We start from the raw sequence: 1,773 nt of genomic DNA on the forward strand, positions 1-1,773 counted from the left end.
GGTAGATCTTTGAAAACTGAATATAGTTTCGACGAATCAAATGTGTAGGGTCTTTGATCAAAGATCAAAGCAAAACATTTGCGAAGTCAATTCGCTTAATTTATTTGAATTTAGAGCTATTCAAGTTCTTGTTTTATATGAGAGTTTGATCCTGGCTCAGGATGAACGCCGGCGGTGTGCCTAATACATGCAAGTCGAACGCGTTGGCCCAACTGATTGACGATGCTTGCATCAGATTGACGTTGGATTTCTAACGAGTGGCGGACGGGTGAGTAACACGTAGGTAACCTGCCCAGAAGCGGGGGATAACATCTGGAAACAGGTGCTAATACCGCATAACAATTCAAATCGCATGGTTTGAATTTAAAAGATGGCTCTGCTATCACTTCTGGATGGACCTGCGGCGCATTAGCTTGTTGGTAGGGTAATGGCCTACCAAGGCAGTGATGCGTAGCCGAGTTGAGAGACTGATCGGCCACAATGGGACTGAGACACGGCCCATACTCCTACGGGAGGCAGCAGTAGGGAATCTTCCACAATGGGCGCAAGCCTGATGGAGCAACACCGCGTGAGTGAAGAAGGGTTTCGGCTCGTAAAGCTCTGTTGTTGAAGAAGAACGTGCATGAGAGTAACTGTTCATGCAGTGACGGTATTCAACCAGAAAGTCACGGCTAACTACGTGCCAGCAGCCGCGGTAATACGTAGGTGGCAAGCGTTATCCGGATTTATTGGGCGTAAAGAGAGTGCAGGCGGTTTCTTAAGTCTGATGTGAAAGCCTTCGGCTCAACCGAAGAAGTGCATCGGAAACTGGGAGACTTGAGTACAGAAGAGGGCAGTGGAACTCCATGTGTAGCGGTGGAATGCGTAGATATATGGAAGAACACCAGTGGCGAAGGCGGCTGCCTGGTCTGTAACTGACGCTGAGACTCGAAAGCATGGGTAGCGAACAGGATTAGATACCCTGGTAGTCCATGCCGTAAACGATGAGTGCTAGGTGTTGGAGGGTTTCCGCCCTTCAGTGCCGGAGCTAACGCATTAAGCACTCCGCCTGGGGAGTACGACCGCAAGGTTGAAACTCAAAGGAATTGACGGGGGCCCGCACAAGCGGTGGAGCATGTGGTTTAATTCGAAGCTACGCGAAGAACCTTACCAGGTCTTGACATCTTGCGCCAACCCTAGAGATAGGGCGTTCCCTTCGGGGACGCAATGACAGGTGGTGCATGGTCGTCGTCAGCTCGTGTCGTGAGATGTTGGGTTAAGTCCCGCAACGAGCGCAACCCTTGTTACTAGTTGCCAGCATTCAGTTGGGCACTCTAGTGAGACTGCCGGTGACAAACCGGAGGAAGGTGGGGACGACGTCAGATCATCATGCCCCTTATGACCTGGGCTACACACGTGCTACAATGGACGGTACAACGAGTCGCGAACTCGCGAGGGCAAGCAAATCTCTTAAAACCGTTCTCAGTTCGGATTGCAGGCTGCAACTCGCCTGCATGAAGTCGGAATCGCTAGTAATCGCGGATCAGCATGCCGCGGTGAATACGTTCCCGGGCCTTGTACACACCGCCCGTCACACCATGAGAGTTTGTAACACCCAAAGTCGGTGGGGTAACCATTTGGAGCCAGCCGCCTAAGGTGGGACAGATGATTAGGGTGAAGTCGTAACAAGGTAGCCGTAGGAGAACCTGCGGCTGGATCACCTCCTTTCTAAGGAATAATCGGAAACCTACACTAGTTGAAACCATGTTCAGTTTTGAGAGATTTACCTCTCAA

General features: G+C 50.8%; 1 rRNA gene. It reads left to right on the plus strand.

Going from position 1 to position 1,773, the window contains the following annotated elements:
* The first annotated feature begins 133 nt into the window (after window positions 1–133).
* Window positions 134–1,707: ribosomal RNA gene (locus FC60_RS09080) — 16S ribosomal RNA — on the plus strand.
* Window positions 1,708–1,773: the final 66 nt, after the last annotated feature.

The organism is Limosilactobacillus gastricus DSM 16045, assembly GCF_001434365.1.
Classification (GTDB): Bacteria; Bacillota; Bacilli; order Lactobacillales; family Lactobacillaceae; genus Limosilactobacillus; species Limosilactobacillus gastricus.